Annotated in this window: 24 protein-coding genes and 1 tRNA gene; 14 read left to right on the top strand and 11 right to left on the bottom strand. The window is 36.8% G+C overall.

What is annotated here, in order from left to right; genetic code table 11:
* Nucleotides 1-8 precede the first annotated feature (8 nt).
* Nucleotides 9-608: a TetR/AcrR family transcriptional regulator gene (locus tag NU09_RS15455; protein ID WP_129752208.1), complete on the bottom strand. Its 600-nt coding sequence runs from the start codon at nt 606-608 to the stop codon at nt 9-11.
* A 143-nt stretch (nt 609-751) separates the two neighbouring features.
* Here NU09_RS15455 and NU09_RS15450 point away from each other — a divergent pair, with 143 nt between their 5' ends.
* Nucleotides 752-1726 carry a polyprenyl synthetase family protein gene (locus tag NU09_RS15450; protein ID WP_129752207.1) on the top strand — a complete coding sequence of 325 codons (975 nt, stop codon included), beginning with the start codon at nt 752-754 and terminating at the stop codon, nt 1724-1726.
* On the top strand, nt 1726-2076 hold the full coding sequence (locus tag NU09_RS15445) for a hypothetical protein (protein ID WP_129752206.1): 351 nt from the start codon (nt 1726-1728) through the stop codon (nt 2074-2076). Before NU09_RS15450 ends, NU09_RS15445 begins: the two co-directional genes overlap by 1 nt.
* Nucleotides 2077-2114: 38 nt before the next feature.
* On the opposite strand, the gene NU09_RS15440 is transcribed toward NU09_RS15445, so the two are convergent.
* Together NU09_RS15440 and NU09_RS15435 are read right to left on the bottom strand one after the other, a co-directional pair.
* Nucleotides 2115-2513: a hypothetical protein gene (locus tag NU09_RS15440; protein ID WP_129752205.1), complete on the bottom strand. Its 399-nt coding sequence runs from the start codon at nt 2511-2513 to the stop codon at nt 2115-2117.
* A 30-nt stretch (nt 2514-2543) separates the two neighbouring features.
* Nucleotides 2544-3083: a hypothetical protein gene (locus tag NU09_RS15435; protein ID WP_129752204.1), complete on the bottom strand. Its 540-nt coding sequence runs from the start codon at nt 3081-3083 to the stop codon at nt 2544-2546.
* A 118-nt stretch (nt 3084-3201) separates the two neighbouring features.
* Here NU09_RS15435 and NU09_RS15430 point away from each other — a divergent pair, with 118 nt between their 5' ends.
* On the top strand, nt 3202-5979 hold the full coding sequence (locus tag NU09_RS15430; RefSeq protein WP_129752203.1) for a 2-oxoglutarate dehydrogenase E1 component: 2778 nt from the start codon (nt 3202-3204) through the stop codon (nt 5977-5979).
* 55 nt (nt 5980-6034) lie between these two features.
* Complete coding sequence (odhB, locus tag NU09_RS15425; RefSeq protein WP_129752202.1) at nt 6035-7261, top strand: 2-oxoglutarate dehydrogenase complex dihydrolipoyllysine-residue succinyltransferase; 1227 nt, start codon at nt 6035-6037, stop codon at nt 7259-7261.
* Between the two features lie 69 nt (nt 7262-7330).
* Here odhB and NU09_RS15420 read toward each other — a convergent pair whose 3' ends face one another.
* From NU09_RS15420 to NU09_RS15410, 3 genes are all read right to left on the bottom strand, one after another.
* Nucleotides 7331-7780, bottom strand: a complete 450-nt coding sequence (locus NU09_RS15420; protein ID WP_129752201.1) for a hypothetical protein — start codon at nt 7778-7780, stop codon at nt 7331-7333.
* Between the two features lie 263 nt (nt 7781-8043).
* Nucleotides 8044-9363: a T9SS type A sorting domain-containing protein gene (locus NU09_RS15415; RefSeq protein WP_129752200.1), complete on the bottom strand. Its 1320-nt coding sequence runs from the start codon at nt 9361-9363 to the stop codon at nt 8044-8046.
* Between the two features lie 274 nt (nt 9364-9637).
* Nucleotides 9638-10081, bottom strand: a complete 444-nt coding sequence (locus NU09_RS15410) for a retropepsin-like aspartic protease (protein WP_129752199.1) — start codon at nt 10079-10081, stop codon at nt 9638-9640.
* Between the two features lie 94 nt (nt 10082-10175).
* On the opposite strand from NU09_RS15410, the gene NU09_RS15405 reads away from it, so the two are divergent.
* From NU09_RS15405 to NU09_RS15375, 7 genes are all read left to right on the top strand, one after another.
* Nucleotides 10176-10943 carry a TatD family hydrolase gene (locus tag NU09_RS15405; RefSeq protein ID WP_129752247.1) on the top strand — a complete coding sequence of 256 codons (768 nt, stop codon included), beginning with the start codon at nt 10176-10178 and terminating at the stop codon, nt 10941-10943.
* A gap of 68 nt (nt 10944-11011) precedes the next feature.
* Entirely contained in the window at nt 11012-12148 is a 1137-nt protein-coding gene (locus NU09_RS15400) for a 1-acyl-sn-glycerol-3-phosphate acyltransferase (protein WP_129752198.1), read from the top strand.
* Nucleotides 12138-13169 (top strand): asparaginase, encoded by a 1032-nt coding sequence (locus tag NU09_RS15395; protein ID WP_129752197.1) that lies wholly within the window; start codon nt 12138-12140, stop codon nt 13167-13169. The genes NU09_RS15400 and NU09_RS15395 overlap by 11 nt, the downstream gene beginning before the upstream one ends.
* 47 nt (nt 13170-13216) lie before the next feature.
* Nucleotides 13217-13304 (top strand) — tRNA-Ser (locus NU09_RS15390).
* A 179-nt stretch (nt 13305-13483) separates the two neighbouring features.
* A complete protein-coding gene (locus tag NU09_RS15385; RefSeq protein ID WP_129752196.1) occupies nt 13484-14044 on the top strand; it encodes a hypothetical protein in 561 nt (186 codons plus the stop codon).
* 113 nt (nt 14045-14157) lie between these two features.
* Nucleotides 14158-14682 carry a hypothetical protein gene (locus NU09_RS15380; protein WP_129752195.1) on the top strand — a complete coding sequence of 175 codons (525 nt, stop codon included), beginning with the start codon at nt 14158-14160 and terminating at the stop codon, nt 14680-14682.
* Between the two features lie 253 nt (nt 14683-14935).
* The gene (locus tag NU09_RS15375; RefSeq protein ID WP_129752194.1) at nt 14936-15652 is read left to right on the top strand and encodes a YoaK family protein; all 717 of its coding nucleotides are present in this window, start codon (nt 14936-14938) and stop codon (nt 15650-15652) included.
* Nucleotides 15653-15741: 89 nt separating this feature from the next.
* On the opposite strand, the gene NU09_RS15370 is transcribed toward NU09_RS15375, so the two are convergent.
* From NU09_RS15370 to NU09_RS15350, 5 genes are all read right to left on the bottom strand, one after another.
* The gene (locus NU09_RS15370; RefSeq protein WP_129752193.1) at nt 15742-16383 is read right to left on the bottom strand and encodes an XAC2610-related protein; all 642 of its coding nucleotides are present in this window, start codon (nt 16381-16383) and stop codon (nt 15742-15744) included.
* 79 nt (nt 16384-16462) lie between these two features.
* On the bottom strand, nt 16463-16990 hold the full coding sequence (locus tag NU09_RS15365; RefSeq protein WP_129752192.1) for a hypothetical protein: 528 nt from the start codon (nt 16988-16990) through the stop codon (nt 16463-16465).
* Between the two features lie 73 nt (nt 16991-17063).
* Nucleotides 17064-17981, bottom strand: a complete 918-nt coding sequence (locus NU09_RS15360; RefSeq protein WP_129752191.1) for a helix-turn-helix domain-containing protein — start codon at nt 17979-17981, stop codon at nt 17064-17066.
* Between the two features lie 20 nt (nt 17982-18001).
* A complete protein-coding gene (locus NU09_RS15355) occupies nt 18002-18760 on the bottom strand; it encodes an SDR family oxidoreductase (RefSeq protein ID WP_129752190.1) in 759 nt (252 codons plus the stop codon).
* Nucleotides 18761-18916: 156 nt separating this feature from the next.
* Nucleotides 18917-19864 carry a S41 family peptidase gene (locus NU09_RS15350; protein WP_129752189.1) on the bottom strand — a complete coding sequence of 316 codons (948 nt, stop codon included), beginning with the start codon at nt 19862-19864 and terminating at the stop codon, nt 18917-18919.
* A 549-nt stretch (nt 19865-20413) separates the two neighbouring features.
* Between NU09_RS15350 and NU09_RS15345 the strand changes: the two genes are divergently transcribed.
* From NU09_RS15345 to NU09_RS15335, 3 genes are read left to right on the top strand one after another with little or no spacing between them, the layout of a single operon-like run.
* The gene (locus NU09_RS15345; RefSeq protein WP_129752188.1) at nt 20414-21274 is read left to right on the top strand and encodes a TraB/GumN family protein; all 861 of its coding nucleotides are present in this window, start codon (nt 20414-20416) and stop codon (nt 21272-21274) included.
* Between the two features lie 7 nt (nt 21275-21281).
* Nucleotides 21282-21785 carry an RNA polymerase sigma factor gene (locus NU09_RS15340; RefSeq protein WP_129752187.1) on the top strand — a complete coding sequence of 168 codons (504 nt, stop codon included), beginning with the start codon at nt 21282-21284 and terminating at the stop codon, nt 21783-21785.
* Complete coding sequence (locus tag NU09_RS15335; RefSeq protein WP_129752186.1) at nt 21775-22389, top strand: hypothetical protein; 615 nt, start codon at nt 21775-21777, stop codon at nt 22387-22389. Before NU09_RS15340 ends, NU09_RS15335 begins: the two co-directional genes overlap by 11 nt.
* Nucleotides 22390-22437 lie beyond the last annotated feature (48 nt).

The following is a 22437-nucleotide window of genomic DNA, read 5'->3' as shown; positions in this document are numbered from 1 at the left end:
AAATTTTGTTAAGGAGATTTAATAAGGTCTTCCAGTATTTTTACACCCTTTTGCGTAGCTATAGCTCTTAAATGATATTCTAAGAATTTTTGTGTAAGGTCGTATGCATTAAACTGATCTGTAGGAAAAACATCACCATCCTTAATACCGGTTAATCCTGTAAAATACATTCTGGATATAAAGTTTATATCGATATCCGGTCTGTACAGGCCGTGTTCTATGCCTTTAGCCAGGTTTTCTCTCATGCAGCCATTCATCTTTTCAAACTGTTTGGCACGAAGGCATGAGAATATTTTTGGGAAAAACTTTTGCAGCTGATAAAACGGAGAGGCACTTTCGTTATTTAACTGCTGCATCATAAAACTACGGATGATAAAAATCTCCTCAATGGAGTTTTTACCCTGCTCCCTAATGTTGTCTATACCGCACGATACTGTTTGAAACAGATAGTCGGTACTTGCCTCTACCAGGTCGTTCTTATTGGCAAAGTGCTGGTATATCGTTTTTTTGGATATGCCCAGTTCGTTTGCAATATCGTCCATGGTAACGCTCTTAAAGCCATAGGCAAGAAACATTTCCATTGCTTTATTTAAAATAGTCTCTCTCATTAATCCTTTAAAATTGAGGCAAATGTATAAAGGAAACTTTTAATACCAAAAAAGTTTCCAAAGTTTTTACGTTATTTTTTTAGTGCAGAAAATAATGCTTGGTAAAAAAGCCTAAAGGATTTACTTTAGCAAAAAAAATATTCATGCAGCAAATAGGGCATTATCAGCAGGTAATTTCAGATTATTTCAATACACTTCAGGTAGTAAAAGATCCGGTAAATCTTTATGAGCCAGTAAAATATATTTTATCGTTAGGAGGTAAAAGAATGCGTCCGGTTTTAACGCTGATGTCTGCCGAAATATTTAATGCCGATTGCCGTGAAGCATTGCCTGCGGCTGTTGCAGTGGAAATTTTTCATAATTTCTCCCTGGTACATGATGATATTATGGACGATGCCCCGCTTAGGCGCGGTAACGAGACCGTTCATGAAAAATGGAATATAAACACGGGAATACTATCGGGCGATGCTATGCTTATAATGGCTTACCGTTATTTTGAGGAATATGAGCCGGAAACTTTCCGTTCGCTTGCTAAGCTTTTTAGCAAAACCGCGCTTGAGGTATGTGAAGGTCAGCAATGGGATGTGGATTTTGAGGAAAGGAATGATGTTACTATACCGGAGTATCTTAAAATGATAGAATACAAAACAGCGGTACTTGTAGCAGCAGCCATGAAAATGGGTGGTATAGTGGCAAAAACTTCTGTTGAGAACTGCGACTTGATATACGATTTCGGGTTAAACCTTGGTATAGCTTTCCAGCTTCAGGACGATTACCTTGATGCTTTTGGCGATCCTGCCACGTTTGGTAAGCAGGTAGGTGGGGATATTATAGAAAACAAAAAAACATACCTATACCTAAAAGCGCTTCAAAAAGCAGATGACACAAGTAGGAAGCAGTTAACAGAACTGTTTAGTATGCAGCCGGTAGACAGTGCCGAAAAAATAGAACTTGTAAAAAATATTTTTACCACATCGGGTGCTGATGCCGAAACCAGAAAGGCTATAGAGGAGTATACACATAAAGCATTTGATACTCTAGCCCAACTGGATATTGAAGAAAATAAGAAAGCCATGCTTAGAGCTTTTGGTGAAAACCTGATGCAACGCAAAGTATAATGTATATAGCGCCTGCAAATACCGATTTATTACTTTCTGAAGCCCAGAAAGAGCAGCTCTATGTTAAGTTGGTAGAGCAGGTAAATAAAGATTTTACACTGGCCAATGAGCCTGTGGATTTTGAAATTACCATTAGCCCCATAAATCTTAAAGTGGGGTTACACGAGAAGATATACCGACTTATCCAGCATAAGTTTGGGGAATATCTTAACCTCCTTTATATTATTGATGTTCCTGAAAAAGAAATAAAAAGCCTTAATGGAGGCGACCTTAGTGAACTTGCCGAGCAGGTTGCATTCCTGATACTAAAAAGGGAATGGCAAAAGGTATGGTTTAGGAACAGGTTTTAAAAGGGAGGTGTATCTTGTTAGGATAAATATTGATATTCTTAAGGCTTCCTCTTAATGTTGAAGGTTTCGTTTTGATTGCCTATTTTTAAAGTCAAACTATTTTCAGATTTAGATATGATTTTATAACGAAGAGTGTCTTTAGGTTTGTGTATTGTTAGATATTCTCCAACTTTATTTTCAGTATTAGAGGATATGTAGACAGAGTCTATAAGTTCATACTCGTAAACTTTGTCTGATGTGAATTTCATATCCTTGAAAAATGCTAACCTGTCTTCTCGAATGCTTATTCCAGACATTGAATCAATCTCGCTTATCCACTCTCCCGGCTTAAGTAATTTTTGAGCATTAGGTTTTGCTGCTTTTAGTGGTTTAGGTTCTCTTTTATTACAACCGATTAGAAATATAGTTATCGCTATGAGAATTAAATATTTCTTCATTATAGTAATTTGGGATTTAAATCATTGTGTTTAAAAATAAACCCTTATAAACGGCATCCAGGAGTCGCTGTAAACATAATCGTTGTCATCAAACAATACATTGTAGCGAATGCCTATGGTGACATTTTGTGTACGGTAACCGGCTCCCAAAAACAGGGCTGTATTCCAAAAATCCCTGTCCTGATTACCATAAATTTCTGTAAACCTGTCATCAAAATCAAGGTTAACCCTAAGCTGTTCCAGTTCGGCAGAAAGCTGGATTTGCGGTATCGGGTTAAAAACGTTAATTATAGAGCCCCCATACATCCATGAATCATAAATATCCCTTTGTTGAATGTAGCTTCCCTGTACCGATAAACCCACGCCATAGTACTGGTTTACCTCATACAGTGCTCCTGGAGCAATCATTACATCAGTGTAATTGTTGCCAAAGGATGCACCTATGGCACCCCCAAAGCGAACCTTACTCCAAAAATCACTATTATTCTGCGCATTGGCAGAAAGAAAACACAAGCAGAAAGCGATTGCTATGCCTGATTTTGTTAAAAAAGTGAAAATACCTGATTTCATGTTGGTAAGGGCTAAGAATTTATAATCATAAATATATGAAAAACACTGAAAGATTATTACAAATATTGTACTTTTGCATAAATTTTTTTAAACACACACAGGTCATAAAGACATTAGTATGGACAGGTTTTCCTTTTTAAACGCAGCACATACTGCTTTTTTTGCAGATTTATACGAGCAATATATAGAAAATCCGGATAGTGTAGAGCCAAGCTGGAGAAGCTTTTTCCAGGGTTTTGACTTTGCCAGTTCAGATTACGGTTCAGGTTTCTTTGAGGCCGTACCGCAACAAAACGGTGCCGTAGTGCCAGACTATTCAGGGGTTCCTGAAAAGGTACAAAAAGAATTTAAGGTACTTAACCTTATTGAAGGTTACAGGACAAGAGGGCACCTTTTTACCAAAACCAATCCGGTTAGGGAGAGAAGGTCGTTTACTCCAACACTGGACCTTGAGAACTTTGGCCTTTCAAACGCTGATTTAGATACGGTATTTGACGCGGCCAAAGAAATTAACATGCAGCCTTCTACACTTAGGCAAATTGTAGACCACCTTACAAAGGTGTACTGCCAGCATATAGGTGTGGAGTATATGTACATCCGTGATCCTGAAGTAAGAAAATGGATTCAGGACAGGCTTGATGTTAACGAAAATCAGCCTAACTTCTCTACAGAGGCTAAAAAACATATCCTTTTAAAACTTAACGAAGCGGTTTCTTTTGAGAACTTCCTGCATACAAAATATGTGGGTCAAAAACGTTTCTCGCTAGAAGGTGGTGAGTCGTTAATACCGGCACTTGATGCACTTGTTGAGGCTGCTGCCGAAAAAGGCGTAGAGCAGTTTGTAATGGGTATGGCACACAGGGGTCGCCTAAACGTGCTTGCTAATATTTTTGGCAAGTCTACTTCAGATATTTTCAGTGAGTTTGACGGTAAGGATTATGACGACGATGCCCTGTTTGACGGTGACGTAAAATACCACCTTGGCTTAACTGCTGATAAGAAAACAAGAACAGGTAAAAGTATTAACATAAACCTTGCTCCAAACCCTTCGCACCTTGAAACTGTAGGTGCGGTTATAGAAGGTATTGCAAGAGCAAAACAGGATAAGTATTACCCTGAAGATAACTCTAAGGTACTACCTATAGCACTTCACGGAGATGCTGCCGTTGCCGGCCAGGGTATTGTATATGAAATTGTACAGATGGCTAAGCTTGACGGTTACAAAACCGGAGGTACTATTCACCTTGTAATAAACAACCAGGTTGGTTTTACCACTAACTACCACGATGCGCGTTCGTCTACTTACTGTACCGATATTGCTAAGGTTACCCTTTCTCCGGTACTTCACGTAAATGCAGACGATGTAGAGGCAGTGGTACACGCAATGCTTTTTGCGCTTGATTACAGAATGACATTTGGCGGAGACGTATTTATCGACCTTTTAGGTTACAGAAAGTACGGACATAACGAAGGTGATGAGCCTCGTTTCACGCAGCCTAAACTTTATAAGATTATCGCGAAGCATAAAAACCCTAGGGATCTTTATGCAGCAGAGCTTTTAAAAGCAGGTGTTATTGAAGACGGGTATGTAAAAGAGCTTGAAACCGAATACAAAGCGGTACTTGAAGAAAATCTTGAGGCTTCAAGGAAAAAAGATCTTACTATAATCACTCCGTTTATGCAAAACGAGTGGGAAGGTTTCTCTCAGGCTTCAGAGGAGCAAATGCTTCAAAAAGTAAATACAGCATTCTCTAAAGAGATGCTTACAGATATTGCTAAGGTTATAACAGAGCTTCCGTCTGATAAGAAATTCATCAGTAAGATACAAAAGCTTATCAACGACCGTAAAACAATGTATTTTGATACGGATAAGCTTGACTGGGCTATGGGTGAGCTTTTAGCTTACGGATCGCTTATAACTGAGGGTTATGATGTTCGCCTTTCAGGACAGGATGTGGAAAGAGGTACTTTCTCTCACCGTCATGCTGTTGTTAAGGTAGAGGACTCTGAAGAAGAAGTAATACTTCTTAACTCATTAAAAGAGCAAAAGGGTAAACTTCATATCTACAACTCACTGCTTTCTGAGTATGGTGTTGTAGGTTTTGATTATGGTTATGCCCTTGCAAGCCCTAAAACATTAACCATTTGGGAAGCACAGTTTGGTGACTTCTCAAACGGTGCACAAATTATGATTGACCAGTACATTTCTGCTGCTGAGGATAAATGGAACAACCAGAACGGACTTGTTATGTTGCTTCCTCACGGGTATGAAGGCCAGGGTGCAGAACACTCTTCTGCACGTATGGAGCGTTACCTGCAGCTATGTGCTAACCACAATATGTATATTGCTGACTGTACTACACCTGCTAACTTCTTCCATTTGTTAAGAAGACAGATGAAAACTACATTCAGAAAACCGCTTATCGTGTTCACTCCTAAGAGTTTACTACGCCATCCTGCAGCAGTATCATCTGTAGATGAGCTTGCAGAAGGTACATTCCAGGAAGTACTTGACGATCCGATCGCAGATACTAAAAAAGTAAAAACACTTGTATTCTGTACAGGTAAATTCTATTACGATCTGGTAGCTGAGAGAGAGAACCTGGGCCGTGACGACGTAGCCTTTGTGAGGCTGGAGCAGCTGTTCCCGTTACCGATAGAGCATTTAAAAGCGGTTATTGCCAAGTACTCTAATGCCGATGATTATGTATGGGCACAAGAAGAACCAAGAAACATGGGTGCTTACAGCTATATGCTAATGAACTTTACTGAGGTTAAATTCAGGGTAGCTTCATTAAAAGCATACAGTGCTCCTGCCGCAGGTAGTTATACACGTGCTAAAAAACGTCATGCCGCTGCTATAGCAATGGTTTTTGATAAAGATTTATTTAATTAATCGTATTTTTGATTTTCAATAGTTAACAACAACGCAAATATAAAATTATACTGACATGATTTTAGAAATGAAAGTTCCTTCACCGGGGGAATCGATAACAGAAGTTGAGATTGCAACATGGCTGGTAAAAGACGGGGATTATGTAGAAAAGGACCAGGCTATTGCCGAAGTTGATTCAGATAAAGCAACACTAGAACTGCCTGCAGAAGCAAGTGGTATTATAACACTTAAAGCAGAAGAAGGAGACGCTGTGGCTGTAGGCCAGGTGGTTTGCCTTATAGATACTGGTGCTGCAAAACCGGAAGGTGCTGCTCCTGCTAAAGAGGAGAAAAAAGAAGAAGCTCCAAAAGCGGAAGAGAAAAAAGAAGAGCCTAAAAAAGAAGCTCCTGCAGAGAAAACGTATGCTACAGGAACACCTTCTCCGGCTGCAAGAAAAATATTAGACGAGAAAAATATAGACCCTGAAACTGTATCTGGTACAGGTAAAGGTGGCAGAATAACAAAAGACGATGCGGTAAACGCTAAAGCTTCTATGGGTACTCCTACAGGTGGTAGCCGTGGCTCTGAGCGTACTAAACTGTCTATGCTTAGAAGAAAAGTGGCAGAGCGTCTTGTTTCGGCTAAGAACGAAACAGCGATGCTTACTACTTTCAACGAGGTAAACATGACGCCAATCAACAAAGTGCGTAATGAGTTTAAAGATGAATTTAAAGCTAAACATGCTGGTGTAAGCCTTGGCTTTATGTCATTCTTTACTAAAGCTGTTGTAAGAGCATTACAATTATATCCGGATGTAAACTCTATGATGGACGGAGACTATAAAGTTTCTTATGATTTTGTAGATGTTTCTATTGCAGTATCAGGTCCTAAAGGGCTAATGGTACCGGTAGTAAGAAATGCAGAAGCATTAACTTTCCGTGGTATTGAGGCAGAAATTAAGCGTCTTGCACTTCGTGCACGTGACGGACAAATTACTGTAGATGATATGACAGGCGGTACATTTACTATTACAAACGGTGGTGTATTCGGTAGTATGTTATCTACGCCTATCATCAACCCTCCACAGTCAGGTATCCTTGGCATGCACAATATCATTGAGCGTCCTATTGCTGTAGACGGTAAGGTTGAGATTCACCCAATGATGTATGTGGCTCTTTCTTATGACCACAGAATCATCGATGGACGTGAGTCGGTAGGTTTCCTTGTAGCAGTTAAAGAAGGATTAGAAAATCCGGTAGAACTGCTTATGGACGGTAATGCAAGAAAAGCGTTAGAACTTTAATAACAAGTCAGTATAAAAGTAAAAAGCCCCACTGTTAAGTGGGGCTTTTTTTATTTTGAAATAAAACGTTTAGTAATGAACGTCAAATTCACCGTCGGTAATAGTTATGAATTCGTCATCATTGGCAAGGTTGCTTCTAAAAGTTCCTGAGAAAGTCCCTTTAAGGTGCCCGTTACTGTTAACGGATACGTTAGTTTGATATTCACCTTCATTAGCAACCATTACCTTATTGGTAAGTTGATAAGCCATAAATTCAGGAGTTACATTTCCCGTAACACCCGGTGGTATTTCATAACGAAATACTCCTGTTTCTTCTGTATTAGATGAAGTAAGTGTCAGGATGTATTCATTTGGCTGTACTTCGGTTTCAACTACAATACAAATAACATGTTCTTTTTGTGTGCCGTCAAGTTTAAACTTTACAGAACCTCCCTGAGAAGGGCTGTCGTCTTCTCCTGTGCACGAACTAAAAGCGATTGCGAATAAGCTGAACAAAGCCAGCATAAGTGTTTTTTTCATGGTTAATGAGTTGTTTGGTTTGGGTGCACAATATACAGAAAAAAGTTTCAGGATATAAAAAATAAAACCCCACGTAAAAGTGTGGGGTTTAAGTGCATAAAAAACATTTGGCAGTTTTTGTATACGTATAATAATAGCAGTTTGTTTATAAGCAGACAGATATGTGTTATCTATCTATTAATAAAGATGCTAAAAGGTATATAAATGGTTGGAATAAGAAAAAAAAGCCCTGCATTGCAGGGCTTTAGTTGTATATAAAAGCATTACTGTTTTTGTATACGTATAGTAGTTGTTAGTTTTTCCTGAGATGTAACCTTTAGAAGGTAAATCCCGGCTTCAAGAGAGCTTATGTCAACTTGTGCTTCTGTAGTGCTAAAATCTTTAGCAAGTACCTTTTGGCCTAACAGATTATAAGCTTCTACCTTGCTAATTTCGTTAGCATTGCTTAATGTAAGTATATTTCTTACCGGGTTAGGGTAGTAAGTCAGGTTTTTAAATGCCTGCTCCTGGTTTGATAGTGTAGTATACACTTTTACAGGTAAACGATAAAAGCTTTCCGAGTCGTTTATGGTTTGTGTTGCATAATAAATGGTCTCATTAGCAAGTGCTGTGTTTGCAGGAAGAGGTGTCTCTTCATCATTCGTATCCATAGCATCATCGGTAGTAAAAATATCGTTTGCATACCATAAAATATTTTCACCTTCCACTTCTATATCAGCAAGCGTTTGGCCTTCTGTAAAGTATTGTTCAGATTCTCCTGTAGGTGGATTAGGGATGGTAATTTCAAATTCAAAAGTTAAGGTTCCACACCCGTTTAAGTCATACACATATCCTGTATGTGTTCCTAATTCCAAATCGGTAAAATAGTTCTCTGCCTGCATAGGCCCTTCATCAATACCGTAATTATATTCGCCATAACCATTTACAGGTATAACTATGTTTTGAGAATCTGAAAGTAATGTACCTTCTCCCAACAAAGCAGCTGGTCCGGATATAGTAATATCGGCTCCCTCGGTTGTGCTGCAGCCGTTAACTGCATCTGTAACCATTACCTCATAATGGCCCTCTGTTGTAGCAGTATACGTACTCATGTTTGCGTCATCAATAATAACCCCATCTTTAAACCATGCAAATGTATAGTTCTGCATGTTAAGTGATGTATCTAAAGTATATCCATCAATAACTTCATCTGTGTTGTATTCTACACAAATGGTACCGTCGCTAATACTAAAAACAGGTGCGTTTGCTACATTTATTGTAAAATATGCAACGTCATAGTTTGATGAGTCTGCATTTTCGGTTAACCTTACATAGATAGTTTGTGTAGAAGATACAAGGTTGGTATAGCTTACCGGGTTTACAATGGCGTTAAGATTATAAACTGCATCCATTTCGGTTTCATGGTAGCTTACTGTATAGGCATTGCTGTCCAATCCGTTAAGTACCGGGTCGTTGTTTAAGGTAAGGTTGAATGCTGTGAACGAGTCTAAATCATCATCACAGGCCGATAAATCATTAGGAGTGCCCATATTTGGCTGAGCGTAAGCGATACTGCCCAATAATAATAGTAGTAATTTTTTCATGTTTTTGGTTGATTGGTTATTAATAAAGATGCTAAAAAGTTAATGAATAGTTGTAAAACAAAAAAGCCCTGTATTGCATTACAGGGCTGGTGTATATAAAAACATTACTGTTTTTGTATACGTATAGTAGTAGTTGTTAGTTTTTCCTGAGATGTGACTTTTATTAAATATTAGCCTTACTATTAATAAAGATGCGGGAATGTATGCAGATGGTTGTAATGGTAAAAAAAAATCCCCACGATTTGAGTGGGATTTAATATACTGTAGTGATGTATTACTTTGATTTTAAGTAAACACAATGGTTGTAATAATCAATTATGGCTTTGCCTTTCATTAAAATATCGGCGCCTAAAATACCCTGTACGGGCTTTGCCTTGTATTGTCTTAAGGCCTCATTTACATGAGACATGTCAAAAATTACCAAACCGAAATTCTTATCGGTCCATCGGCCAAGCTTTAGGGTGTTTTTTACCGATGTTTGGGTAATCATCCCTGTACCGCCGGCACCGGCTGCTTTTGTGTCGGAATCTTTAGCGAAAAGTTCAAAACGTTCTATGTCCTTAAAATCCACGCAGCTGTTAGAAGCGCCGGTATCTAATATAAAATTGCCTTCAACACCGTTTATTTTTCCTTTTACCAGTAGGTGCTGCGTTTTAGATATTTTAAATTTTATGCGTTTGTAGCCTTTTTCTTTTAATGTGAGGTGTATATTCTCCATGTTTTTTTGATTGATCCCAAAAATACTTTAAAATATAATATTATTAAGGTAAAAACGCTAAGGCTTTGTAATTTTGCATCCCAAACTAATAATGATGATACTTACAGATACACATACCCATTTATACAGCGAAGAGTTTAGTGATGACCGCGACCAGATGATACAACGTGCTTTTGATGCCGGAGTGAAACGTTTGTTTGTTCCGTCAATAGATTCATCGTATACGCAGGCTATGTATGATCTGGAGGCTAAGTATCCGGAGAATGTTTTCCTGATGATGGGGCTTCATCCTACTTATGTGAAGGAGAATTATGAAGAGGAGCTGGCGCATGTTGAACGCGAACTTGCCAAACGTAAGTTTGCCGCCGTGGGTGAGATAGGTATCGATTTGTATTGGGACAAGTCTACCCTAAAGCAACAGCAGTATGCTTTTAAGCATCAGATCCAGTTGGCAAAAAAATACAACCTGCCTATTAACATACATTGCAGGGATGCTTTTGATGAGGTTTTTGAAGTGCTTGAAAGCGAAAAGGGAGATGACTTGTTTGGGATATTCCATTGTTTTACGGGCGACTTTGAGCAGGCACAAAAAGCAATATCATACAACATGAAACTTGGTATTGGCGGAGTGGCAACCTTTAAGAATGGGAAGATAGACCAGTTTTTAAACGAGATACCTTTAGAACATATAGTATTGGAAACCGATTCGCCTTATCTGGCACCTGTACCGCACAGAGGGAAAAGGAATGAGAGTAGTTATACGCTTTTGGTAGCCCAAAAACTGGCCCTTATTTATAATCTTCCGGTAGAAGAAATAGCCCGAATTACAACACAAAATGCTGTAAATGTTTTCGGGATTTAACAAAGAATTCCCTTAAAATTGATAAATTTTTTGTTCATTTGTGAATTGTTTTAACCCTAGAGAAGTACATGTCGAAATTTGACCATATCAGGCCTTTTTATGATACAGAGGTGAATGACGCCATTAAAAGCGTAGTCCATCACCCAATGATGAAAGCGCTTATGAGCTTTACCTTTCCTGATGTAGAAGAGTCTGTTTGGGTTGATCAACTGTTGAAGACCCACTCAAAAAGAGATTTTCAGATAAACTTTATCTATCAGGCAGTACAAAAAGTCCTGCAAAAAAGCTCAGAAGGCCTTACCACTTCAGGGTTCGAAAAACTGGAACCGCATACGCCGTACCTTTTTATTTCAAACCACAGGGATATTATCTTAGATACCTCACTTATCAATGTATCACTTTATGACCATGGACTGGTAATGACTGCCTCTGCCATAGGTGATAACCTGGTGCAAAAAGCATTTTTACACGTTCTGTCAAGGCTTAACCGTAACTTTTTGGTACAGCGTGGCCTGTCGCCAAGAGAACTGCTTCAAAGCTCTAAGCTGATGTCTGAATACATTTGTCAGCTGCTTACGCGTGAAAACCGTTCGGTTTGGATCGCACAGCGTGAAGGACGTACAAAAGACGGTGATGATGCCACACAGCAGGGTGTTTTAAAAATGCTTGCGATGGCATCGGACGAGGAAAACCTGATGGTTTATTTTAAAAAGCTTAAAATAGTACCGGTTTCCATTTCTTATGAGTATGACCCTACCGATGCGCTAAAAATGCCGCAGCTTATGGCTAAGGCTAACGATGAAATTTACATTAAAGAGAAAAATGAAGATTTCATGACGCTGTTAAGCGGTATTATGGGGCAGAAAAAAAGGATACACATACATGTAGGCGATATACTTACAAACGAGCTTGATGAGATAGCTGCCGAATTTGATAATCAGAACAAACAGATACAGGCACTTGCACAGGTAATAGACGATTCTATACTTACTACCTACAAGTTGTGGCCTACTAATTTTATAGCTTACGACCTGTTGCATGATACCACACGTTTTTCCAAGCATTATACCGAAAAGGAAAAGCTGCTTTTTGAAAGACGCCTTGAAATGCGAATTGATAACGAGAACAAAGTTTTAAGGGACGGATTCCTGGCCATGTATGCCAATCCGGTGGTTAACAAAATGAAATACCAAAATGCAATCTAAACCTACTATCCTGCTTATATATACCGGGGGTACCATTGGTATGGTAAAGGATTTTGATACCGGTGTACTAAAGGCATTCAACTTTAAGAAACTATTACAAAGGATACCCGAACTTAAGCAGCTGGACTGTAACATAGAAACGGTGTCTTTTGATACTCCTATAGACTCTTCTAACATGGATCCTTCCCAATGGGCTGTAATGGCAAAGATGATAGAAGAGCATTATGACGATTTTGACGGCTTTGTAATCCTTCACGGGTCAGATACCATGTCTTACTCCGCTTCAGCGTTAAGCTTTATGCTGGAAGGTTTAAATAAACCTGTGGTGTTTACGGGCTCGCAACTGCCGATAGGTGATTTGCGTACAGATGCCAAAGAAAACCTTATTACGGCTATCCAAATCGCTTCGTTAAGGCATAATAACCATCCCGGGGTAAGGGAAGTTTGCCTGTATTTTGAATACAAGCTTTATAGGGGTAACCGAACCACAAAAATAAGTGCCGAGCATTTTAATGCCTTTACTTCTCCTAACTATCCTGCACTGGCAGAATCGGGGGTGCATTTAAAGCTTAATAAAGAGCTTTTGCTTAGGGCAGATACCGATAAAGAGTTTACTGTGCATTATGAGCTTGATGATAATGTGGTTATCATAAAAATGTTCCCGGGCATAAGCGAAAGGGTACTTTCTTCCATTCTTAATATCGCCGGACTTAAAGGCGTAGTGTTGGAAACCTATGGGTCGGGTAATGCACCAACGGAAGACTGGTTTATAAACATACTTAAGGAAGCCATAGACAAAGGGCTTCATGTGGTTAATGTAACACAGTGTTCGGGAGGTAGCGTAAACATGGGGCATTATGAAACCAGTACACAGCTTAAGGAGATAGGTGTTATATCGGGAGCCGATATTACTACCGAAGCCGCTATTACAAAACTGATGTACCTTTTGGGTAAGAAAGTTGCTCCTGCCGATTTTAAAACGGCTTTTGAAACCTCACTTTGCGGAGAATTGTCGCAATAATTTTTGATATCTGCTATTTAGTGCTATTTTTGCAGCCTCAATAATTTAGAGAGGTGGCCGAGTGGTCGAAGGCGCACGCCTGGAAAGTGTGTATGCTCCAAAAGGGCATCGAGGGTTCGAATCCCTTCCTCTCTGCAACTTTTAAACCCCTGTATTTACAGGGGTTTTTGTTTTTATGTAAGTTTTCTAAATCTCGTTAATTTACTTTTACATAACTTTTTTGTTTATATTCGTTAAGTCGGCTAGAGGAGTCTTATGTCAGCAAAGGTTAGAACTATAAAAAATAATTTTATATCATCAATCTAATAATCGAAATGAAATATATCATTTTTATAAGTCTGCTATCATGCTTGATTTCATGTGATACAAGGAATAAACAATCAGATAGAGTTGAAACAAAAGAAAGTCCTCAAGAGTTGTTTTTCCCTAATTATGCGAGAGGAGATGTAAAAAATGACACATTATATCTTGAAGTAATGATTGATGATTGTGGTGAGTTTGGTGGACCTTCCGATAACTTCAAAGTATATGTAGATTCATACAGGAATTACAGGTTAGAATATAAAAGATTTCGATTTAATTGTGATTCCATACAGTACTACTACGAGTTGGAAACTAAACCTATTGGACTTAAGGAAGATATTTTATTAAATGATAATAAAAAGAGGATTTTGTCTTTATTTATGGAAAATTTATTAATGGGTAAAGTATCAGAACAAGTGTCTACCAATGCAGGGAGCTACTACCATTTGTATAATAGTGATTCTACATTAAATATAAGCGTTCATTCTGAAAATGGAAAGTTGGAAAATGAATTCTATAATTTTAAAAAAGAATTAGGATTTCCTGAAAATAAGAGAAAGTTTGATGAATGAAGTTGAGGATTTACAGACTAATACAATCTGGGTAAGTGTATAATCTCTACAAGGCCAGTTAAAGTCCAATAATTTGTATTATGAATAAATTTCTTTACTTAGCTATTATTCTCTTGCTACTATTCAGTTGTGATAAAAATGACGATGGAAGAGCTGTTTCAAATGAATATCTATTCTATATGGAGGGTAGGTATGTTTTAAAAGAGATGTATTCTGAAGAGCCGCTGGACTTAAATTTTGACAATATATATAATACCGACCTGTTTGAGGAAATGGATTGCCAGGTCGTATACCCATTACAGTTGTATGATGCAAGTGTAGAATATCATGAAAGTTCAGATAGATTAGAAATAATTTTTGACGTTTCGAATTCACAGGTATATTCTGAGTCAGAACCATATCAGCAATGTTTTGTCAACCAGAGCTTATATTATTCTAAGATTCTGGTTGATGAAAGTACAGGTGATGTTAGCGTGATAACAAGCGGTACTCCCGAAAGGGAAGAAGAATTTGGTTATCTAACCGGAGGGCACTATAATGAAAGAAAACTGCATTTAAATGTAGATAAGATATTGTTTACTTCCGAAGGCTGGCAAACTATTCCAATTCATATTGTTTACGAATGGAATAACCCATAATCAAGACAGGCTGCTATATGCAGCCTGTTCTATTATACATTCCTTTGATTTAATTATTAAGCAAGTCAAATGCTTTCTAAGGTCTAAACAAAACCTTTCGGTACGCCGTTCAGGATTTGTTTTTGTATTGTGCCAAGAGCATGCTCTTTCAGGCATGCACTTTTAGAGATCAACTATATTCCAAAGGCTTCAAACATTGAATAAAAGATTGCGCAGGAAATGAGTATCTTTATTCTAGAAAATCATCAAATAAATGTTTCGTCATAAAGGTAAAAGAAGGTCGTATGGGCATAACCTAAGGTTGGCATCTATCTTATCTTTTGTGGCAGGGATTGTAAACATTGTAGGCCTGTTGTCGGTAAATGTTCTTACTACAAATGTAACCGGGCATTTTGCTTTCTTCTCAAGCACTTTTGTAAGCGAAGAGTTTTCAAATGCCGTTATTTATCTTTGGTTTCTGGTAAGTTTTCTTGCGGGTGCTTTTTGTTCCAATCTTATAAGTGAGACTATTGTCCGCATAAGGGAGAACCTTTCTTATGTTGTTCCCATCCTGCTTGAAATTATTCTTTTGGTTTTAGTGGCTACTTTGCATTTTAATAAACCTGATGTTTTAGCCTGTATTCTATTGTTCGCAATGGGGTTGCAAAATGCTTTGGTAACGAGAGTATCGCAGTCGGTTGTAAGGACAACACACTTAACAGGAATATTTACAGATCTGGGTATAGAACTTTCTCAGCTTTTGTTTTACAAAACAGCCAATGAGAACTTTACACTAAAAAGGAGTATCTATTTAAAGTTGGCTATTATACTGTGTTTCTTTGCCGGAGGAATAGCAGGTGGTTTTGCTTACTATTACTTAAAGCTGAAAGTACTTTTAATTGCAAGCTTAGCTCTGCTACTAGCTTTGCTTTACGATTATATACTACTTAAATTCTATGTCATTAAAAGAAAGGTGTTGCACAGGTATTGATACTTTCGGTTCTGTCATTGCGGTCATAGCTCATAGTTAAAAAAAAGACTAAGTCAAAATATCTTGCTGGCTCACCACTCTTCGGGGGCTTATTCCCATTTTATGGTATCACTTTGAGTTCTTTCATTAATGGTCTCTCCGTTTACAATTTTCTTGTAAGTTTTATATTCTATCCAGGTAGTATCTTCTAAAATGCGATAATGAGAAAATTCATCTGTGAATTCAACTTTTCCGACTTTATCAAAGTGATGAATAATACTATCTGTTCCGTATCGGTATTCATTGCTCGTAATAAGCTTTCTATTTTTCTTGTCAATTAGTTCTATTCGGTTAGCTTCTAAGTATTCCGCTGAGGTATATTTTCCTTCTTTATGATTAAAGAGATACACGTACACTCTATCATTCATAGCCATACTGCCCGAATAAATTTTTAATAAGATATCGGTGTAGCCGTCAAAATTCACATCTACCAAACTCTCATTATTTATATTGTCAAAGTAATTTTTTGCATTGTAGTTTAGCGGAGGGTAAATATCGTGATGTTTTAAAAGTAACTTGTCTGTCTTATAATCGAAGAGTTTTATAATGATTTCTTCACCACTTATGAGTTTATGTTCCCAATAACATTTAGTTCCATTTAATATAAAAGGGCTGCTAATTTTTGCCAATGTATCCGCTATGATTTCAGGCACTGGTGATTTAGTCACAGAGTCAGTAGTGATTTCATTCATCCGGATGTTGTTCTGTGTTTTGTTATTACAGAATGTGAGAATAAAGCACACAAAAATTAAAAAGCTTATATTTCTCATCTTATTCTAATTTTAGCACCTTATCTCCCCAAACCAATGAAGCCTCCCGGTCGCAATTCCCAAAATAATTTCCGAGTATGTAAACCACCCTTTCACCATTTGATATTTTTAATACAATAGGAAAACTTTCGTTTTCCCTTGTGGTAAATAACAAGGTAGATTTAATAGTCCCTTTTTGTGCGATTGCAGATGTATCTAATAGCTTTTGCAGCTTAGCATTGAGTTTAGGATCATTATTGTCAATAATCTGATCTACGAATATTTTACCAATTATGCTGCCGCTTTTTTGAACATCTTTAAAAAGCGAATATTCCGGACAATCTTTATATGTTTTTATTGTTAGCTTATCGTAGTAGTTTTTTTGAAGAAGTTCTCTGGAAACAGGGAATATTTCATAGTCAAATTCTTTTATATCTTCACCATTCAAAGTGTAAATATTGAACGTAAGTATGCCACCACCACATACCTGTGAAAAACTTTTTGGAGAAAGTAAAAATGAAAAAAGAAAAATTAGAGCGAATCTTTTCATAGTATCGAATTTGTTGTAACAGGTTTAGTAGTAAAGAAAAATATTTTTTATTTAAACAATTAGTATTATAAACTTACTGATTAAAAGCACTTCTAAACTTTAAAGGAGATACATTTGTTTTGTTCTTAAATAATTTTGAAAAGCTCTGACTGTGTTCGAACCCCAGTTCAAAAGCGATTTCCGAAACAGTTAATTCAGTTGTAGATAATTTTTCTTTTGCTTTTTCTATTAATTTCTCGTGAATATGCTGTTGTGTTGTTAACCCGGTTAGAGATTTTAATAAGTTGCTTAAATACATGGGAGATATATTGAGAGACTGGGCAATATATTGAACTGTAGGCAGACCGTTTGCATCTTCATTATCAAAATAATCTTCGATAGTCTTCTCTACATTTTCTAAGATTTTATGATTAGAGGCTTTACGGGTTAAAAATTGCCTTTGATAGAAGCGGTCGGAGTAATTTAGTAAAGTCTCTATTTGAGAAATGATTATGCTTTGACTAAACTTATCCAAATTAGCATTGTATTCCTGTTCAATGTTTTTAACAATAGTGGTAAGTGTCGTTTCTTCCTTTTCAGAAAGAAACAACGCTTCATTAACTGCATAATCAAAAAACTCATATCGGCTGATGTTTTTTGCCAGTAAGGTACCCCATAAAAAATCGGGGTGTATCATTAACACCCATCCACTTTTAGCTGTGGCAATTTCTTCAATCTTTTCAATCCCGAAAACCTGGTTAGGAGCTATAAAAAACATCACGCCATCATCAAAATCGTAGTGATTTTGACCGTATTTAAATTTGGCGCCAATACTTCGTTTTATGGAAATATGATAAAAATCAAATACAAAATTTTTGTGGTTTATCTCTTTGGAGCACTGAAAGGCTCCATAGTCAAATAAGCTGATTAAAGGATGTTGAGGTGAGGGCAAGCCCTTCATCCTGTGGAACTCAGCGATTGATTTGACTCTATGTACCGGATGTTGGCTCATTACTCAAAATTATAAAATAATTATATCATCATACCTCCGGATAGCTCAATTCGCTGTGCGTTAATCCACCCGGCTTCAGGAGAGCATAAAAAGGCAACTACACCGCCTATATCTTCGGGTTCGCCAACTCGGCCTAATGCAGTAAGATTAGCTATTACAGCTCTTTTATTTTCATCTGATTTATTTGAGCCTCCGCCAAAATCGGTGGCTATGGCACCAGGGGCAATAGTATTTGCAGTAATTTTTCTTGGCCCTAATTCTTTAGCGAGGCATCTGGTGTAAGTTTCTATAGCTCCTTTCATGCTGGCATAAGCCGATACATTAGGAAAAGAAACTCTTGTTAATCCTGATGAAATATTGATGATTCTTCCTCCGTCATTTAGTAAAGGCAAAAGCTTTTGAGTTAAAAAATAGACACCTTTAAAATGAACATTCATCATGGTATCAAAAGCTTCTTCAGAAGTTTGTGTAACAGAGCCATATACTCCTGTACCGGCGTTGTTAACTAAAAAATCAAAATTTGGTGATCCTTCATGGGCTTGCAGATGCTTGCTTATTGTATCAACAAAAGTATCAAAGGTTTTAATTGCGCTCACATCTAATTGGCAGGCAAAGGCTTTTTGGCCTAATGATAACACTTCTGCTACTACCTTATCCGCCTCAGATTTATTACTATGATAGGTAAAAATAATATTATTCCCATTTTTGGCTAAATTGATGACCATATCCCTGCCTAAGCCACGGCTGCCACCGGTTACTATTGCAATTTTACTTGACATAACTTATTTGTTTAAAATTATTATGACAAAGTTCTTTATATCTTAATTTATCGGTGTAGTCAAAATATAGGTTGTTGTAGTCATTTCTATTGACTGTTGTTTCTCATTTGTCCTTATCTTTAAATATCAATTTTCAGCGCTATGTCAGAAAAGCAATTATTTATTCATTTTATAAATCCATTCAATTCCGGCTTTTAATGCCTGGTCTTCTTCAACTTCAAAATCAGGAATTATACTTGAGCCATATTTTGTTTTTTTCCTGTCTGCAAATATGGTTTCGGTCAGATTTATTGTAGAGCCATCCGACAATTCATGTGAAATACATCCGGTTGAAACCCCAAAAGTAGGCTTGCCAAATGATTTTGAATTTTCTCTGAATTTAAAAGCTACAGCAATTGCTTCGCCTGAACTTGCTGTTTGGCCATCGGTTAATACCGCTAAAAACGCATTACTTAAATCTTTTTTGAAATGAATATTTGTTTCAATAATAAGTTGGTCATCTATATAAGCTTTTCCTTCAATTAACTTCCAGGCCTCATATTTGTTATCAGCATCTGCAAAATAACCTAAAGTTCCATTTCCTATTAATGGTTCTATTGAAAGTAACATTGGCCACATATTACCTCCAAAATTATCTCTTAAGTCAAGTATCCATCCTTTAAGCTCTTTATTAGACTCTGCCTCTATTTTCTCTCTGATTTTTGCAATATAGACATCGTAATCGCTTTCTGTTCCGATACAAAAAGGTATTCTGATGTATCCAATGTCTTCGGGAGTGATTTCATCAGATAATATTGGCAAAGGCTTGTTTTCCGAATCTGCTTCAGTTTCTGTCACGGGTTTAAAATAGCTATGACTATCATTAAGTTTTGATACAGCATAACTTATAGCAGGGTAGGTGTCCTTAATGTTTTTTGCATTTCCTGCTTTTTGAAAAATATCAATTCTAAATTCATTCCAGTCAATTTCATTTCTGTTTACTGATTTTTGTTCGAGTAGGTTAATGGTTTCTGTTAGGTATTCAGATACTTCTTTGGGTATGGAGTTTTGGGTTTGACAGCTTGTAAAAGCTAGAATTAGGAATATGTGATAAAAGATTTTCATTTGCTGTTATCAGGTTATTGTTTTTGGATTATGAACGATTTTGTTTCGGAAAATCTAAAAGATCCTTTTTTTGACAGAATCCAAAGATAATCAATTCCTTTGCCCATAATGACTAAAGTAATCTGTATGATTAACACTTATGTTTTTGAGATTGTATTCAAATCTTTTCTCCTCTGAAGCTTTTAAATCCCTTATAAGTACAGAGTTTTTTTATTTTTTTACATAAAAAAACATTTTTTCTGTAACGTTTCGATATTCTCATTACTTACCCTACATAAACAGCTAATCGAAACAATTATGAAAAATCAGTTACATTCAGGATTAACACTAAAAAGTATAATAGATTATGTTTTGGTGTTTTTTGCAGCGGGAGGTATAAGCTATACATTAGTTAGCCATTTCGTTTTTGTAAAAGACTTCAATTTACTTCTTTTTCTTTTTTCTGTGATTTTCTTAATGAAAGGGCTAACACCAACCGTTACAAACTGTTTTAAGAAATAACAGGAGTTTAATCATCATTTTAATCAAAAAACTTAAATCAATCAAAAAATGAAAAAATTAATCAAATTAGCAGCGGCATTAGTAATATTGTTTTTATCGGTAACAGTAAAGGCACAGGACAAATCGCAAAAATTAGAGAATTCCCTTTTATGGGAGATAACCGGGAACGGACTTAGTAAACCATCTTATTTGTATGGTACCATGCACATGATGTGTGAAGATGACTTTGTGGTTAAGGAAAAAGTGAAGAAAGCTCTTGAAAATACAGATAAGCTGGCTCTGGAGCTTGATTTTGATGATCCTGCCGAACTGATGGCTATGCAAAAGATGACTACTTCTGGCAAACCCCTTAGCGAAAGGTTAAGCAAAGAGGATTATGCCGCCTTAAACAGCTTTTTACAGAAGGAAATTGGTACAGGGGCTAGCCAGTTTGAGAATTATACTCTGGTGGGCATTATGAGTGCGGTAATGTTTAAAAGCCTTAACTGTCCGCCAAAAATGTATGAGGTAGAGTTTATACAGCAGGCAATGGCAAAGCACCAGGAAATACTTGGTCTTGAAAAAGTAGAGGTTCAGGTTACTGGGTTTCAGCAATCTTATACCGATAAGGAGTTTATAGAACAATTAAAGTATTATAATTCATCTTTTTTTGATGAAATGGTTGCCATATACAAAGAAGAAAACCTTAATGGTTTATATGAAATGGTTACTGATGAGAAGTTTATGGATACAAATGCAAAAACCATAATGCTTGATAACAGGAATAAAAACTGGGTAGTAAAAATGCCGGAGCTAATGAAGGCACAGCCAGTGTTTTTTGCTGTAGGTGCGGGTCATTTACCGGGAGAAAACGGTGTTATAAATTTATTGAGAAAAGCAGGCTATAGCGTGAAACCAATACTGAAATAGTAGTATTTTGAAACAGAAGGAACAGGAATTTTTAGCAAAGGTCGAAAGCCATAAAGGAATTTTATATAAAGTTTCTAAAATGTATATGGATAATCCTCTCGATCAGCAGGATTTGTTTCAGGAAATTGTCTGTCAGCTATGGAAAGCCTACGATACCTTTATGGGAAAAAGTCAGTTTTCAACCTGGATGTACAGGGTTGCCATTAATACATCCATTGTCTTTTTAAAAAAGGAAAAGAGAAAGGTTGATAAATATGATATGGTGCAGAAGGATGTTAAGGATGATGAAGGGGACTCAGGAGTTAAAGAGGATCAGTTAGAGCATTTTTACAGGGCGGTTCAAAAACTGGACAAAATAGATAAAGCCATTATTTTTTATCAGCTTGAAGGGTTTTCGCATAAGGAAATTGGAGAGAACCTTGGTATTTCTGAAGGGAATGCGAGAGTAAAGCTAAACAGGGCAAAAGAAAAATTAAAAGAAATTATTAAAAATCAGGGATATGGATTTTAACGATATACAATCAGCTTGGGATAACGAAAAGACAGATAATGTCGTTTTACCCGATAACTTAGAAAAAATACAATCGGCAAATACGCCGTTGGATAAGATTAAAAAGAATTTAAAAAGGGAGTTTATCTATCAGGCACTGGCTATTGTGTTTTTAGCCTTTACACCGGTTATTTATGGGTTTCCTAAAGAAACATACATGTTGTTTTATCTTTTGTACAGCCTGTTTACAGCAGTTAGTATTTATTATCTGGTAAAATTGTTTTTGTTTTATAAACGGTTAAATGCCGTTGCTCTTAAAACCAAAGACAGCCTGTATGAAACTTATTTTGATATACGCCTTAATATGGAACTGTACAAAACTTTTGGTTTTGCCCTAACACCTTTCCTTGTGTTGTTCTTAATAGGTTTTATGTACTATTCCTTTTATCAGGAATCAGGGGTAGATATGAATAATATAGACAGCTCTTTTATAATAGTCATGTTTGTAACTATAGTAGGGTCAGTTTTAATGATGGGTGTAATGCTTGAACTATGGGTATATTATTACTATGGTAAATATGCAAGGGAGATAAGAAAGGTTATAGACGAATTAAAAGAAGAGTAATAATCGTGTTTTAGTGCTTAACTTTATAGGGATAGATAGAAACTTTAT

This window comes from Flavobacterium beibuense, from assembly GCF_004151245.1.
GTDB classification, from domain to species: domain Bacteria; phylum Bacteroidota; class Bacteroidia; order Flavobacteriales; family Flavobacteriaceae; genus Flavobacterium; species Flavobacterium beibuense_A.
Note: the sequence above shows the minus strand (reverse complement) of the source record. Positions and strands in the feature narration are given on the sequence as shown.

Coding starts and splice junctions, on each gene's coding strand:
- NU09_RS15445 (WP_129752206.1), top strand. CDS start 1,726: ATGTATATAGCGCCTGCAAATACCGATTTATTACTTTCTGAAGCCCAG.
- NU09_RS15430 (WP_129752203.1), top strand. CDS start 3,202: ATGGACAGGTTTTCCTTTTTAAACGCAGCACATACTGCTTTTTTTGCA.
- NU09_RS15345 (WP_129752188.1), top strand. CDS start 20,414: ATGAAAAAATTAATCAAATTAGCAGCGGCATTAGTAATATTGTTTTTA.
- NU09_RS15335 (WP_129752186.1), top strand. CDS start 21,775: ATGGATTTTAACGATATACAATCAGCTTGGGATAACGAAAAGACAGAT.
- NU09_RS15440 (WP_129752205.1), bottom strand. CDS start 2,513: ATGAAGAAATATTTAATTCTCATAGCGATAACTATATTTCTAATCGGT.
- NU09_RS15385 (WP_129752196.1), top strand. CDS start 13,484: ATGAAATATATCATTTTTATAAGTCTGCTATCATGCTTGATTTCATGT.
- NU09_RS15365 (WP_129752192.1), bottom strand. CDS start 16,990: ATGAAAAGATTCGCTCTAATTTTTCTTTTTTCATTTTTACTTTCTCCA.
- NU09_RS15435 (WP_129752204.1), bottom strand. CDS start 3,083: ATGAAATCAGGTATTTTCACTTTTTTAACAAAATCAGGCATAGCAATC.
- NU09_RS15370 (WP_129752193.1), bottom strand. CDS start 16,383: ATGAATGAAATCACTACTGACTCTGTGACTAAATCACCAGTGCCTGAA.
- NU09_RS15375 (WP_129752194.1), top strand. CDS start 14,936: ATGTTTCGTCATAAAGGTAAAAGAAGGTCGTATGGGCATAACCTAAGG.
- NU09_RS15455 (WP_129752208.1), bottom strand. CDS start 608: ATGAGAGAGACTATTTTAAATAAAGCAATGGAAATGTTTCTTGCCTAT.
- NU09_RS15360 (WP_129752191.1), bottom strand. CDS start 17,981: ATGAGCCAACATCCGGTACATAGAGTCAAATCAATCGCTGAGTTCCAC.
- NU09_RS15355 (WP_129752190.1), bottom strand. CDS start 18,760: ATGTCAAGTAAAATTGCAATAGTAACCGGTGGCAGCCGTGGCTTAGGC.
- NU09_RS15450 (WP_129752207.1), top strand. CDS start 752: ATGCAGCAAATAGGGCATTATCAGCAGGTAATTTCAGATTATTTCAAT.
- NU09_RS15410 (WP_129752199.1), bottom strand. CDS start 10,081: ATGGAGAATATACACCTCACATTAAAAGAAAAAGGCTACAAACGCATA.
- NU09_RS15395 (WP_129752197.1), top strand. CDS start 12,138: ATGCAATCTAAACCTACTATCCTGCTTATATATACCGGGGGTACCATT.
- odhB (WP_129752202.1), top strand. CDS start 6,035: ATGATTTTAGAAATGAAAGTTCCTTCACCGGGGGAATCGATAACAGAA.
- NU09_RS15405 (WP_129752247.1), top strand. CDS start 10,176: ATGATACTTACAGATACACATACCCATTTATACAGCGAAGAGTTTAGT.
- NU09_RS15420 (WP_129752201.1), bottom strand. CDS start 7,780: ATGAAAAAAACACTTATGCTGGCTTTGTTCAGCTTATTCGCAATCGCT.
- NU09_RS15400 (WP_129752198.1), top strand. CDS start 11,012: ATGTCGAAATTTGACCATATCAGGCCTTTTTATGATACAGAGGTGAAT.
- NU09_RS15415 (WP_129752200.1), bottom strand. CDS start 9,363: ATGAAAAAATTACTACTATTATTATTGGGCAGTATCGCTTACGCTCAG.
- NU09_RS15350 (WP_129752189.1), bottom strand. CDS start 19,864: ATGAAAATCTTTTATCACATATTCCTAATTCTAGCTTTTACAAGCTGT.